The organism is Agrobacterium vitis, from assembly GCF_037039395.1.
In the GTDB taxonomy this organism is placed as follows: Bacteria; Pseudomonadota; Alphaproteobacteria; order Rhizobiales; family Rhizobiaceae; genus Allorhizobium; species Allorhizobium vitis_E.
In genome coordinates this window covers 201824-215148 of sequence record NZ_CP146241.1, presented here as the reverse complement: position 1 = coordinate 215148, position 13325 = coordinate 201824, and the positions used below count along the sequence as shown (strand labels likewise).

At 58.7% G+C, this 13325-nt stretch carries 11 protein-coding genes; 9 read left to right on the top strand and 2 right to left on the bottom strand.

What is annotated here, in order from left to right; genetic code table 11:
- The first annotated feature begins 21 nt into the window (after nt 1–21).
- A complete protein-coding gene (locus tag V6582_RS01065) occupies nt 22–513 on the top strand; it encodes a MarR family winged helix-turn-helix transcriptional regulator (RefSeq protein ID WP_156632046.1) in 492 nt (163 codons plus the stop codon).
- 101 nt (nt 514–614) lie between these two features.
- Here V6582_RS01065 and V6582_RS01060 read toward each other — a convergent pair whose 3' ends face one another.
- Nucleotides 615–1229 carry a helix-turn-helix domain-containing protein gene (locus V6582_RS01060; RefSeq protein WP_156632045.1) on the bottom strand — a complete coding sequence of 205 codons (615 nt, stop codon included), beginning with the start codon at nt 1227–1229 and terminating at the stop codon, nt 615–617.
- 128 nt (nt 1230–1357) lie between these two features.
- On the bottom strand, nt 1358–2407 hold the full coding sequence (locus V6582_RS01055) for an Ldh family oxidoreductase (protein WP_156632044.1): 1050 nt from the start codon (nt 2405–2407) through the stop codon (nt 1358–1360).
- Between the two features lie 315 nt (nt 2408–2722).
- Between V6582_RS01055 and V6582_RS01050 the strand changes: the two genes are divergently transcribed.
- The 8 genes from V6582_RS01050 (at nt 2723) to V6582_RS01015 (ending at nt 13244) form a co-directional block, all read left to right on the top strand.
- On the top strand, nt 2723–4291 hold the full coding sequence (locus tag V6582_RS01050; RefSeq protein ID WP_234889688.1) for an ABC transporter substrate-binding protein: 1569 nt from the start codon (nt 2723–2725) through the stop codon (nt 4289–4291).
- 231 nt (nt 4292–4522) lie between these two features.
- The gene (locus V6582_RS01045; protein ID WP_156632042.1) at nt 4523–6544 is read left to right on the top strand and encodes a hydantoinase/oxoprolinase family protein; all 2022 of its coding nucleotides are present in this window, start codon (nt 4523–4525) and stop codon (nt 6542–6544) included.
- A 2-nt stretch (nt 6545–6546) separates the two neighbouring features.
- The gene (locus tag V6582_RS01040) at nt 6547–8262 is read left to right on the top strand and encodes a hydantoinase B/oxoprolinase family protein (protein ID WP_156632041.1); all 1716 of its coding nucleotides are present in this window, start codon (nt 6547–6549) and stop codon (nt 8260–8262) included.
- A gap of 95 nt (nt 8263–8357) precedes the next feature.
- Nucleotides 8358–9161 carry an ABC transporter permease gene (locus tag V6582_RS01035; protein ID WP_234889687.1) on the top strand — a complete coding sequence of 268 codons (804 nt, stop codon included), beginning with the start codon at nt 8358–8360 and terminating at the stop codon, nt 9159–9161.
- 2 nt (nt 9162–9163) lie between these two features.
- Nucleotides 9164–10165: an ABC transporter permease gene (locus tag V6582_RS01030; RefSeq protein WP_156632039.1), complete on the top strand. Its 1002-nt coding sequence runs from the start codon at nt 9164–9166 to the stop codon at nt 10163–10165.
- A gap of 2 nt (nt 10166–10167) precedes the next feature.
- A complete protein-coding gene (locus tag V6582_RS01025; protein ID WP_156632138.1) occupies nt 10168–11184 on the top strand; it encodes an ABC transporter ATP-binding protein in 1017 nt (338 codons plus the stop codon).
- Nucleotides 11181–12161 carry an ABC transporter ATP-binding protein gene (locus tag V6582_RS01020; RefSeq protein WP_156632038.1) on the top strand — a complete coding sequence of 327 codons (981 nt, stop codon included), beginning with the start codon at nt 11181–11183 and terminating at the stop codon, nt 12159–12161. The genes V6582_RS01025 and V6582_RS01020 overlap by 4 nt, the downstream gene beginning before the upstream one ends.
- Before the next feature lie 54 nt (nt 12162–12215).
- Entirely contained in the window at nt 12216–13244 is a 1029-nt protein-coding gene (locus V6582_RS01015; protein WP_156632037.1) for a trans-3-hydroxy-L-proline dehydratase, read from the top strand.
- The last annotated feature ends 81 nt before the right edge of the window (nt 13245–13325 follow it).

The window sequence follows — 13325 nt, the reverse complement described above, 5'->3', positions numbered from 1 at the left end:
GAAGATTGTCGAGACCTGAAAATGACGGATGCTTCAGATTTCTATCGCCGCGTTGAAGCCGAGTGCCCGGCCTTCCAGGCCCGGGTCGCCGCGAGGGCACTGACACGCTACTACAATGCCTGCTTTCGACCCTTGGGGATCACCGCAGAGCAGTTCAGCCTTCTGGTGGGAATTGGCGGTAGCCATGAGCCAACGCTCGCTGAACTGGCGGCACGCGCTGGTGTCGACGCCACCACTCTCAGCCGAAGTGTAAAGAGCTTGGAACGGAATAATCTTGTGCATAGTCGTGGGGGGCGGGGCCGGGCTGGTAAACGCCTAGCGCTTACCGACGAAGGCCGCCAATTGATGGCCAAGTCCATGGCCGCCTGGGAGGATGCTCGCGTCCGCCTGGCTGAGGCTCTCGGTGAGGAAGCATCGCGTGTCACGGGAAGCGTCATGTCACAGCTTGCTGTCGCCGCGCAGACTGCGACCTCGGCGGCCGGTTTCGGAGTGGCCTTCGACGCGACGGAATAACATGGTTAGGCGGAAGCGCCACGCTCACTGCATCCGACACATTGGCTCATCAGAGCATGAGTTAGTGGTATGCGTGGGAGCCACGGAGCAGATCCTCCAACTCAGCCGATCAATGGACTTATGACATTCGAGCAAACCCAAAGGATGGTGGCCGGCTCGCTGGAAGTGCTGACCAGCGCATGCCCCATCATGCTGTCGAAATAGCAGCTGTCGCCGGCATTGAGGACGGTGGGGGAGTAGAGATCGGTATGCAGAGTGACGCTGCCTTCGAGAACGTAGACGAATTCCTCTCCAGGATGGACGACCAATGTCTCGAATTCCTGTACCGAATGCGCGTTGATCCGCGTCAGTAGCGGAATGATCTTTTTGTTGGCAATGTCTGCACAGAGAAGTTCATATTCGTAATGACTGGTCTTCAGCTTTGAGCCTTCGCCGGCACGGGTGACGGCGCGGCGTCCGCTGACTGGTGAGCTAGGCTTGTGGGCGAACAGTTCAGATACATCGACACCCAGGCCGCTTGCCAGGCTGAGGATCGTCTCATAGGTGGGCGACATTTGCGCGTTCTCGATTTTCGAGAGCGTCGAGGGGGCGAGAGTACTCCTTTCGGCGAGTTCGCCGATGCTGAGACCCGCATTTTTTCTCAGTTTGCGCAAAATTACCGAAAGAGATTTCGTACCCGCTCGCGGCGAGCTGCGCTGAGAGGTCTCCGTCTCCATATGCGATCTTCCCATTGTCACGTCTCAGGTGCATCACTTGTAGACGTTGTTTCTTATGTAACTTCCGATGGCCCATGCCACAGAGCCGCAACTTCTGCAAGGATCAACCTGATCCCCGCCCCGCGACATCAGGTTGGTGCCCATCTTTGCTGCGCGAGAAGTTCCATTTTCTCCAGATCGCTCTTTTGCAGGCACACGCCCTCCCGCATTGAACGCTCGCGTGTGACCAGCCGGCGATCACCTGGCAGGCGCGAGACCTTTGCCAGCCGGAGCCGTTCGACCAGATGCCGGACGCGGCGGCTGAATTGTGCGTTGCGGCCAGCATCCGGATCGATCAGGATAACAAGCTGGCCCGTATGCGGCGTCTGCGCCCCGGGATAGTCGGACCAGTCCACTTCATAGGAGAACTTGCCTCCGGTCAAAGCGGCGCTCATCACTTCCACCAGCATGGAAATGGCCGAGCCCTTATAGCCGCCGAATGTCAGCAATGCGCCGCCATCCAGCACCGCATGGGGATTGACGGTTGGCTCTCCGTTCCGGTCGATGCCGAGCCCGGGCGGCAGGCTGAAGCCGTCGCGCGCGGCAATCTGCACATCGCCATTGGCGATGGCGCTGGTGGCCATATCGACGACCATGGGGGCCATGCCGTCACAGGGCGCGGCAAAGGCAACCGGATTGGTGCCGAAAACCGGCACCTTGGCATCGAAAGGCGCGGTACAGGCAAAGCTGTTGACCATCGCGATGGCCAGTAGTCCCTCTTCGGCGAAGGGCACGACATCCGGCCAGAGCGCACTGAAATGATGGGAATTGCGGATCGAAAGCAGCGCGACGCCTTCCTGCCTTGCGCGCTCCTTTAAAGACTGTGCCGCGAAATCAAGCGCGACCTGGGTAAATCCGTTACGGGCATCGACCCGCAGGAAGCCCGAGCCACCGGTCTCCAGAACCGGCACGGCGGCAGGATCGACCCAACCGCTGCGGATGGAACTTACATAGCCGGGCATTCTGAAAATGCCATGTGAAAGCGCGCCATCACGTTCGCATCCAGCGCAATTGGCGCTGAGGATGTTCGCGACGTGCTCGCTGGCTCCAGCCGCCAGGAAAATGCGCTTGAGGAGGTTCTGAAGGGCTTCGAACGGCAGGCGGCAGGTTTCCGCTGCGAAATTCGTTTTCAATGTCATAGGGCAACTTCACAAATGTTTCTTATAGGAAAGATAAGCGTCAAATAGGGTAATCGCAAGCGGATTATTCCTTGATTGCCTTTGAGTAAGGTTCGTTCGATTTATCAGCGCCTAAAATGTTTTTCTGAGAATGTTATTTCTTATCAGTAATCTAGCGTTTTGATCGAATTCGAAAATGATGATCTTAAGAAATTTTTATTGACAACATGGCCTCTTAAAATACGATAGGAAAATAATTTCTGATCAGAAAAATATAAGCGCCTTCCTTAAAGGGTGACATAAAAAGGGAACTAAATCATGGGCATGATGAGCAGAATGTCATCGCGATTGTTGGGAATGACGGCTGCCGCCGCGCTTTTGGGCGCTGGTACGGCTCTTGCGGCTTCGGGCGATCTCGTCGTCAATGCGCCAACCGCGCCATCAACCCTTGACCCGGCCTGGGCCTGCGGTGTTCCGGATATCGGGTTTCTGCAGAACTTCTATGTGCGCCTGGTCGATCTCGGCATCAAAAAGAATGCTGCGGGCAGCGAGGAAGTAGATTACGGCTCGGTTCGGCCCTATCTGGCAAAATCGTGGACGATCAGCGATGATGGCAAGACCTATACGTTCAAGCTGAATGACAATTACAAGTTCGCCTCCGGAAAGCCGGTCGATGCGGCTGCTGTCAAATATTCCTTCGAGCGCGGCCTCAAGATGGGCGGTTGTGGCCAATACTTCCTGACCGATGGATTCCTCAGCCCGAGCATTATCGAATCGATCGAGGCGCCTGACGCGACCACAGTTGTCATCAAGTTGATCCAGTCCAATGCCAATTCTCTCGCCGACTGGGCGACGGGTGCGGCATCGATCGTCGATCCGACGGTCGTTGAAGCCAATGGTGGCGTCGTTGCCGGTAAGCCGAACGAATACATGTCGTCGCATGTTGCTGGCTCCGGGCCATATGTGCTGGATTCCTACTCGCCTAACCAGTCGGCCCATGCCACGGCCAATCCAAATTTCGGCGGCGAGCCGCCGCTGGCGAAGTCGATCCAGATGAACTGGATTTCGTCAGCTCCGACCCTGCTTCTACAGGCCCGAAGCGGGCAAGCGGACGTCACCTACGGTCTCTCCAAGCAGGCGGTATCGACGCTTAAGTCTTCGCCGGATGTGAAGGTTGAGGCCTTCTCCAATCCCTTCGTCCAGCAGATGATGCTGCCGAACACAAAGGCTCCCTGGGATAACCCGAAGGTGCGCGAGGCCGTCGCCCATGCCGTCCCTTACGAGGATATCGTGAAGAAGGTCGCATTCGGATACGGAACGCTCTATTTCGGTCCGGTGCCACCGAGCATGGCCGGTTTCAATGCCGAACTTAGCAAACCGATCCAGTTTGATCTTGCCAAGGCAAAGACATTGCTGGCGGAGAGCGGTGTGAAACTGCCGGTCGACGTTGAAGTTCTCGTTCAGGAAGGCGACACTACGCAGCAGCAGATCGCCACCGTCTTGCAAAGCACCTGGTCGAAGCTCGGCATCAACCTGAAGATCCGCATTGCGCCAGGCGCCGAATATCAGGACCTGACGCAGGGCCATAAGGTGCAGTCGCTGATGCGGCTCGATGGTCCGGGTGTCTTCGAGGCTGGCTACTATTTCGGCTACGACGTCATGTGCAAGACGCCCTATAACCTGACGGAATCCTGCAATCCGCAGCTTGATGAGCTGGTCGTGAAGTTGCGGGCGACGTTGGACAAGGTCGAGCATCAGAAGATCCTTGACGAGATCACCAAGCTCTGGCGAGCAGACTATCCGAAGCTCCTCTTCTTCGAAGACCAGCCGGTCATTGTCCTGAGCAAGAATGTCAAGTCGTTCCGTTTCGCGCCGCTCACCGACTTCCGCTTCATGGGTAAGTAAACCGCCTCTACTGCTTAATTCCTTAAATCGGCATGGATTTAAGGAGGAAATTATCCAGCAAATTTAAAGTGTTACGGCGTCCTTTGTGCGCTTTATAAAACGCACGGCGCTGTAAGGCACGTTGTCGGTCGCCGATATTTCCCTCTCGGCGGTCGATGAGAACAACGTCGTGTCGGGCGCACAAGAAGCGAAGCCTTCTGCGTCACTGCGACCCATCAGGAGAAAACACGCATGGCTACCCGGATTGGTGTCGATATCGGCGGCACCTTCACAGACCTTGTTTACTTCGATGAGGAAAACGGCAGAACGGTTGAAGGAAAAGTTCCCACCGTTCCATCAGCGCCTGAGGAAGGTGTCGCGCATGCGATCCGTGCTCACGTGCCTCAGGACATTATCGATAGCGCCGCGTATTTCCTGCATGGAACGACAGTGGGCCTCAATGCTCTGCTTGAGCGCCGTGGGGCCAAGGTCGGCCTGATCACGACACAGGGCTTCCGCGACGTCCTTGAAATCCGGCGCGGCGACCGCGCGGAAATGTACAATCTGTTCTGGAAACAAACGGTGCCGCTCGTTCCGCGCCGCCTTCGTCTGGAAGTCGATGGGCGCATTCGGGGCGATGGCACGGTTCTATCGCCGGTGACGCGAGAAAGTGTTCTGGCGGCCTATGAACTGCTGGCGGCAGAAAAGGTCGACAGCATTGCCGTCTGCCTGATCAGCGCCTTTGCCAATCCGCAGCACGAGCTTGAGATCGAAGCCATTCTTCGTGATGCGGGATATGAGGGCGGCATTTCGCTCTCCCACAAGATCTCCGGGGAATACCGGGAATATGAGCGCACGTCGACAACTGTCATCGATGCGTTCGTTCGCGGTCGCATGTCGAATTATCTCAGGCGGCTGGAAAACACGCTGCGCAATCTCGGCTTTAAGGGTCAGTGCCTGATTACGCGTTCCGGCAGTGGCTCCATGACATTTTCCGAGGCGGAAGACCGACCGTTCGAAACGATTATGTCCGGGCCTGTCGGCGGCGCTCAGGGGGCAGGTGAGCTTGCCAAGATGCTTGGGCGGAAGGCCATGATCACCGCCGATGTCGGCGGGACGAGTTTCGACACGGCTGTCATCATCGATGGCGAACCCCAGGTTCTATTCGAGGGCATGATCGACAATATGCCGGTGCAGACCCCATGGGTCGACGTGCGCTCGATCGGTTCGGGCGGCGGGTCGCTTGCCTATGTCGATGCGGGCAATCTCATGCGTGTAGGGCCACAAAGCGCTGGCGCCGTTCCGGGGCCTGCCTGCTACGGTAAGGGAGGTACCCAGCCCGCGCTCACCGACGCTGCGGCCTATCTTGGCATGCTCGGTCCGGGTAATCTCGCCTCCGGCATCCATCTCGATATCGGCAAGGCCGAGGCCGCGCTTGCCCCTGTCGCATCGGCAATCGGACAAGATATCGAAACGACGGCGGCGGGCGTTCTGCGCATTGCCAGCTCGGCCATGGCCAATGCCATGCGGGAGATTTCTCTGGACCAGGGTTTTGACCCTCGGGAGATGACGTTGCTGCCCTTCGGTGGCGCCGGACCGCTGATGGCGACCCTGCTTGCGGACGAGTTGAAGATGAACGAGATCGTCGTGCCGCCACTCGCCGGCAATTTCTCTGCCTGGGGACTTCTCGGGGCGGACATGGTCCAGTCGGCAGCGCGTACCCGCATCCTGGATCTGACGGATGACAGCCTTAAGATCGCCAATGAGGTGCTGGAAGGGCTTTTTGTCGCGATCCGGTCGCGAAGCGAGCGTTCGTTCGCCGAAGCGGTCAATGCCGTTCGCCTCGACCTGCGCTACAAGGGGCAGGAGCACCGGCTGTCTATCGTTGCCGATAACGAGAATGGCAGGATCTCTGAGAGCGCGGAGTCCATCAAGACGAAGTTCCGCGCCGAATACACCAGGACATTCGGCAGCACGATGAACGACGAAATCGAGGTGGTTTCCATTCGTGCCACCGTGCGCGTGCCGTTGCCGCGGCGGGAAATCCGCTTCACGCACGAGCCGGAAGCCGTTGCAGAGTTCCAGACGCTTGAGGCTTTTTCGTTCGAGAAAGGAAAGCGCATGTCCTTTGCGATCGTACAGCGTCAGGCGATTGCCGGTACGCTCTCAGGCCCCGCCATCATCACCGAAGGAACCTGCACCACCTATCTGGACGCCGATTGGACGGCGCGGATCGGGACTGTCGGCGAAATCATTCTGGAACGGAAGAGTTAATCATGAAGCGGAAAGATCCAGTCCTTCACTTGGCAGGGGTTCCCAGCAAGGGCCTTGCCGTCAACTCCGATCCGATCACGACGGAAGTCGTGCGGCATGCGCTGAATTCGGCCGCCAACCAGATGAAGCGGGCGCTGATCCGTACGGCTTTCTCGCCGATCATTTACGAGGTGCTGGACTTTGCTGTCGCCATCTATGATCGCGAGCTGCGCATGCTCTCTCAGGCGCCAAGCCTTCCCATCTTCATGGGAACGCTGAACTTTGCCGTGCGCGAGGCCGTCAAGAATATCGGTGGCGAAGACAAGCTCTTCGATGGCGATATCCTGATGTACAATTGGCCTTATGGCACTGGTTCGCATCCCCAGGACATGGTCATCATCATGCCGGTCTTCTATCGGCAGGACCTGATCGGCTACACGGCGATCAAGGGCCACTGGCTCGATATCGCCGCCAAGGATCCCTATTGCACCGACACCACGGATGTCTTCCAGGAAGGCACGATCTTCCCGGGCGTGAAGATCTACAAAAAGGGTGAGCTTAACGACGACATCTATCGCATGATCCTCGGCAACAGCCGCGTTCCCAAAGCTGTGTCGGGTGATCTTGATGCCCAGGTTACCGGATGCCGCGTCGGAGCCAAGAGCTTCCTCGAGGTGGTGGAGCGTTTCGGCCTCGAAACGTATCGCAATGCTGTCGAGCATATGTTTGACCATGGAGAGGCCATCATTCGCAGCTTCTTCGAGAAGATTCCCGATGGCCGCTATGTGGGCAATGGGGAAATGGACGATAACGGCGTCACCAAGAACAGAATCCCCTTTGAAATCACTGTCGACGTGAAGGGCTCGGACGTCACCATCGACTTTTCCGAAGTCCCTGATGCGCAAGGCGGTCCCGTTAACAGCCCCCTGCCATCGACGATCTCGGCGAGCCGTGTTGCGATTACCATGCTTGCCGGCTATGGCGAAGCGCCCCATGAAGGCCATTTCCGGCCGATCAAGGTCATCACCCGCCCCGGCAGCATGTTCGATCCCGAACCGCCGTCTCCCTGCTTTCTCTATGGCTGGTCGGCATTGCAGGCGATCGAAGTCATCTACAACGCTATTTCCAAGGCGCTGCCTTCATCCGTTCCGGCCTGCTCTGGCGGATGCATTTGCTCGGTCGTCTGGTGGGGAACCCGCGAGGAAACCGGCGAGGCCTGGGCGGATGGCGCCCCGCATCCGACCGGGCAGGGCGCCTGGGATGGCGGCGATGGCGGCACCATGCTGCATATCTCGGAATCGGCCACGCGCTTCACCCCGGTCGAGGTCTGGGAGGCCCGAAATCCTTTCCTCGTCGAGCGTCTTGCTCTGGCACAGGATTCCGTCGGTCCCGGCAAATATCGTGGCGGACCAGGCATCGATCTGTTCTTTGAAATGACGGAAGACACATTCATCACAACGGTGTTCGAACGCTCGAAGAACCAGCCTTGGGGACTTGAAGGCGGCCTTGGCGGCCGTGCGAACAATGCAATGGTGGTCATGCCGGACGGCACAGAACATGTCGTTCCGAAAACCACGCATTTCCTCGTCCCCAAGGGCGGCTTGCTCAAGCTTCAAACCGGCGGCGGCGGCGGATATGGCGAGCCCGCTGAGCGACCTCTGGAGAAGATCCAGGCCGATCTCGATGATGGTTATATCTCTGAGGCCTTTGCGCGGCAGCATTATCCGCACGCATTCTGAATCTCATGAGCCGGAAGGGATAGGATTTCTCCCGGCTCTTTTTGCAAGGGAACATCATGCGGTCCTTCTTCGGTCAAATATTCAGGGACAGTGAAATGGCAACGGGTGCGATCATTCTGGCCGTCCTGTTCGCCATCGCGATCTTCGGGCCGATGGTCTGGCATTTCGATCCGCTCGAAGTGGACATCTTGACCGCTCTTTCACCGCCGGACTGGTCGCATCCGATGGGAACGGATGATGTCGGTCGCGATGTGCTGGCCCGCTTCATGAGCGGCGCACGGGTTTCATTGGGCGTGTCGTGCGTGGTAACGGTTCTCGCCACGCTGCTTGGCGGGGGGCTTGGCCTGCTCGCCGGTTTTTCAGGCGGCTGGTTTGACCTCGCCGTTTCGCGGATCATGGATGCAATCTTGTCCTTTCCGCCGTTGATCCTGGCCATGGCAGTTGCGATCGGGCTCGGTCCCGGTGTTGTTTCAGCCGTGTTCGGCATCGTTCTGGCGGCGATCCCCTGGTATTATCGCCTGCTTCGCAGCGAGGTGCTGCGCATTCGCAATCTCTCCTATATCGATGCGGCGCGGGCCCTCGGCGTATCCCGGCTCAGCATCCTGCGCCGTCACGTCCTGCCGCAGACGGTTTCAACGGTTTTGATCCAGGCGTCGTCGGTCTTCAGCTTCGCGATCCTGACGCTGGCAGCGCTCGGCTTTGTCGGCCTCGGCATCCAGCCGCCGCTGCCCGAATGGGGAACGATGATCACGGAAGGTCTCGCCTATGCGCTGACGGGGCAATGGTGGCTCGGCCTTTTCCCCGGCCTTGGCATCTTCCTTCTGGCCGCATCCGCGAACCTGATCGCCGACCGCCTGCGCGAATATTACGATCCAAAATCCGCGATGGGAGGGCATTAAACATGCTTCGCTTCATCATGGAACGGGTCTTTTCCGCGCTGCTGACGCTTTTGGGCGCCTCCCTTATTGCCTTCATCGTGTTGCGCGCCGTGCCGACCAACCCCGCACGTCTCATTGCTGGCCCCTTCGCGACAGACGAGGTCATCGGGCAGGTGGAGGCAGCGCTTGGCCTCAATAAGCCGCTTTACATACAATATGCTGATTATATTGTCGGATTTGTCAGAGGCGACTGGGGGTTCTCCTATAGCGCCGGCCAGCCGGTGCTTCAGCAGATCGGGCAACGCCTGCCAGCTAGCGCGGAACTTGCGCTTTACGCCTTCCTCTTTGCCTTCATTGGCGCGATAGTCCTGACGGTGTTTTCCGTCTTTGCGCGTTCGCGCTGGCTCGATCGGCTGCTGCGTGGCTCTGCTTTCGTTTTCGTTGGCGTTCCACCCTTCTGGATCGCGCTGCTTTTCCTGATCATCTTTTCGGAAAATCTCGGCTGGTTCCCAGGCCCTGTTGGGCGTGGCGATGCGCCTCCGGCGCTCGTGACAGGGCTCTACAGTATAGACTTCCTGCTCGCCGGAGACGTGTCCGGGTTCTTCGGCGCGCTTCACTATCTGGCGCTTCCGAGTGTGACGCTCGCGCTGGGATCGCTCGGTTATCTGATCCGGCTATTGCGCGCCAATCTCCTCGATACGGCAAACGAACCGTTTGTCACTGTGCTCCACGCTAAGGGCGTTCGCGGCCTTGCGATAGCATTTGGCCATGTGTTGCCGAATGCCTTCCTGCCAACGCTCACGGCTGGTGGGTTGATCCTCGCCCAGTTGCTGGGCGGGTCCGTGCTGGTCGAGCGCATCTATACCTGGCCCGGTGTCGGCGGGTTGGTGATCGATGGTATCCTCAGGCAGGATTATGCTGTGGTGCAGGCCTTCATCCTGTTGAGCGCGTTGATTTATATCGTCGTCAACTTCCTTGTCGACATCCTTTACGGTGTTGTCGACCCAAGGGTGAGGCGCTCATGACCATGAACACCCAAGCGTCCTCCTCCGCCACGCTCCTGAGCGTCTGCGACCTGAAGACGACCTTCGACACGCCGCGCGGCCTCGTCACCAGCGTGGATGGTGTGTCGTTTTCCATTGCTCCGGGCAAGACACTGGGTCTCGTGGGCGAATCCGGTTCGGGCAAATCGGTGACCAGCCTTTCGTTGATGCGCCTCATCGAACGCAGTAACGGCCGGATCGCCGGCGGTTCCATGCTGTTCAAAAGCCGAAACGGCGAGGTCGATCTTGTCAGGCTGCCGGAAAAAGAGATGCGAACCATTCGCGGCAACGAAATCGCGATGGTATTCCAGGAGCCGATGACCAGTCTCGATCCGGTCTGGCCGGTCGGTAAGCAAATCGCCGAGGCCGTCCGGCTACACCAGGGTGCCAGCAAGGCCGAGGCACGCCACCGTGCCATTGAAATGCTGCGTCTGGTCGGCATTCCAGCCCCGGAGAAGCGTGTCGATGACTATCCACACCAGATGTCGGGCGGAATGCGCCAGCGCGTGATGATCGCAATTGCGCTGTCCTGTCGCCCGTCACTGCTGATTGCAGATGAGCCGACAACGGCGCTAGACGTGACGATCCAGGCGCAGATTATCGACCTTATCAAGCGTCTGCAGGTCGAGATCGGCATGTCCGTTCTTTTCATCACCCACAATATGGGTGTGATCGCGCAGGTCGCTGATGACGTGGCTGTCATGTATGCCGGGCAGATCGTGGAGCACGGCCCCGTGCGACGGATTTTTTCCAATCCCCGCCATCCCTACACGATCGGCCTGTTGAACTCGATCCCGCGCAAAGGGGCTGTCGGCAGCGACGGTCGCCTGCCAGCGATCGGAGGCATTCCTCCCAGTCCCCTCGACCTTCCGGCGGGCTGTCGCTTCGCGCCTCGTTGCACATTCGCGACGGACGACTGCTCGCGCGCCAACCCACCGTTCGAAAGCGTCGAGGCGGATCACATCGTCCGCTGCTTGCACTGGAAGGAGGTGGCGCCATGAGTGACAAACCTGATCTTCTGGTTCTTGAAAACCTCGTCAAGCGCTTTCCGGTGAAGCGCGATAGGTTTTTCGGCCCCGCCCGCTACGTCCATGCTGTCGCGGATGTGAATTTTTCCGTGCGCAGGGGCGAGACGGTTGGACTTGTCGGCGAATCTGGATCGGGAAAGACCACCATAGGCCGACTGGTCATGCGTCTGGATGAGCCAAGCAGTGGCAATATCGTCTTCGACACGCAGAATATTGGAAATCTTGTCGAGCGCGATATCCTGCCTTTTCGCAAGCGTATTCAGATGATCTTCCAGGACCCGTTTTCGAGCCTCAACCCGCGCATGCGGGTGGGCGCGCAAATTGCGGAAGGACTTGAAGTGCATGGCATTGGCAACAAGGTGGACCGTGCGTGCCGTGTGACGGAGATGCTGGACCATGTCGGCCTGCCGGTGGATGCCGCAAACCGTTACCCGCACGAGTTTTCCGGCGGCCAGCGTCAGCGCATCGTGATTGCCCGCGCGCTGATCGTTGAGCCCGAATTCGTTGTGGCCGATGAGCCTGTCTCAGCGCTTGATGTGTCCGTGCAGGCACAGGTTCTGAACCTCCTGCAGGATCTTAAAGAGAGGCTACATCTGACGATGCTGTTCATCTCGCACGATCTCGCTGTCGTGGAGCATTTATGCGACCGCGTCGTGGTGCTTTATCTTGGACGGGTGATGGAGATTGCACCTCGCGACGCGCTCTATGCGCGCCCGCGCCATCCCTATACGGAGGCGCTTCTTTCGGCCTCGCCTGTTCCAGACCCCGACCACCAGCCGATCCGCGCCATGGCGGAGGGTGATCTTCCCAATCCGATTGATCAGCCGAGCGGCTGCGTATTCCGAACGCGGTGCCGCTACGCCATGCCGGCTTGCGCGCAAACCGTGCCACCCTTGCGGGCGGTGGGTCCCGATCATGTGACGGCCTGCCTGCGCGATGATATTCTTTAGCAGAGGTCTGCTGAAACCGGGTTCACCACAGGCCGCAATTAAAGGAACCTTCGAATGCGCACCAACAAGGTTATTCATGTTATCGGGGTTCACGCGGAAGGGGAGGTCGGCGATGTGATTGTCGGTGGCGTCTCACCCCCGCCGGGCGACACGCTTTGGGAGCAGTCGCGTTTTATTGCCAGCGACGACACCTTGCGCAACTTTGTGCTGAATGAGCCACGCGGCGGGGTATTCCGGCATGTCAATCTGCTGGTCCCGCCGAAAGACCCGCGCGCGCAGATGGGCTTCATTATCATGGAGCCCGCCGATACGCCGCCGATGTCAGGCTCGAACTCTATCTGTGTTTCGACCGCCATTCTCGACAGCGGCATCATTTCGATTCAGGAACCGCTGACGCATATGGTCCTGGAAGCACCGGGCGGTATCATCGAGGTGACGGCGGAATGTGCCAATGGCAAAGCCGAGCGGATCAATGTGCTGAATGTGGCCTCTTTCGCAACACGGCTCGCCGCCGCGCTGGAAGTCGAGGGGCTCGGCACACTCACGGTCGATACCGCCTATGGCGGCGACAGTTTCGTGATTGTCGATGCGGTCGGTCTCGGCTTCTCGCTTAAGCCCGACGAGGCAAGGGAACTGGCGGAACTCGGTATGAAGATCACCGCCGCCGCCAACGAACAGCTCGGGTTCGTGCATCCGAGTAATGCGGATTGGAACCATATCTCCTTCTGCCAGATGACGACGCCAGTCACGCGCGAAAACGGCATCCTGACTGGCAAGAGCGCCGTTGCGATCCGTCCCGGCAAAATCGATCGCTCCCCAACGGGAACCGGCTGTTCTGCCCGACTTGCCGTCATGCATGCGCGGGGAGAAATCGGAATTGGTGAGGCCTATATCGGGCGCTCGATCATAGACTCCGAATTCAAGTGCCACATCGACTCGCTGACAGAGATTGGCGGGCTTAGCGCCATTCGCCCCGTCATTTCCGGCCGCGCCTGGATAACCGGAGTGTCCCAATTGATGCTCGACCCGACCGACCCATGGCCTTCGGGCTACCGGCTTTCGGATACCTGGCCAGCATTTTGAACGAGGAGAGGGCGATCACCGCATCGGCATGCCGCAGCCCGGCTCACGACGGCAAGATACAGATGGTCACAAGAACGACCG

What these genes read in the sequence shown, in the direction of transcription:
- V6582_RS01025 (WP_156632138.1), top strand. Translation starts at nt 10,168, where the DNA reads ATGAACACCCAAGCGTCCTCCTCCGCCACGCTCCTGAGCGTCTGCGAC.
- V6582_RS01055 (WP_156632044.1), bottom strand. Translation starts at nt 2,407, where the DNA reads ATGACATTGAAAACGAATTTCGCAGCGGAAACCTGCCGCCTGCCGTTC.
- V6582_RS01040 (WP_156632041.1), top strand. Translation starts at nt 6,547, where the DNA reads ATGAAGCGGAAAGATCCAGTCCTTCACTTGGCAGGGGTTCCCAGCAAG.
- V6582_RS01050 (WP_234889688.1), top strand. Translation starts at nt 2,723, where the DNA reads ATGTCATCGCGATTGTTGGGAATGACGGCTGCCGCCGCGCTTTTGGGC.
- V6582_RS01030 (WP_156632039.1), top strand. Translation starts at nt 9,164, where the DNA reads ATGCTTCGCTTCATCATGGAACGGGTCTTTTCCGCGCTGCTGACGCTT.
- V6582_RS01020 (WP_156632038.1), top strand. Translation starts at nt 11,181, where the DNA reads ATGAGTGACAAACCTGATCTTCTGGTTCTTGAAAACCTCGTCAAGCGC.
- V6582_RS01065 (WP_156632046.1), top strand. Translation starts at nt 22, where the DNA reads ATGACGGATGCTTCAGATTTCTATCGCCGCGTTGAAGCCGAGTGCCCG.
- V6582_RS01035 (WP_234889687.1), top strand. Translation starts at nt 8,358, where the DNA reads ATGGCAACGGGTGCGATCATTCTGGCCGTCCTGTTCGCCATCGCGATC.
- V6582_RS01015 (WP_156632037.1), top strand. Translation starts at nt 12,216, where the DNA reads ATGCGCACCAACAAGGTTATTCATGTTATCGGGGTTCACGCGGAAGGG.
- V6582_RS01045 (WP_156632042.1), top strand. Translation starts at nt 4,523, where the DNA reads ATGGCTACCCGGATTGGTGTCGATATCGGCGGCACCTTCACAGACCTT.
- V6582_RS01060 (WP_156632045.1), bottom strand. Translation starts at nt 1,229, where the DNA reads ATGGAGACGGAGACCTCTCAGCGCAGCTCGCCGCGAGCGGGTACGAAA.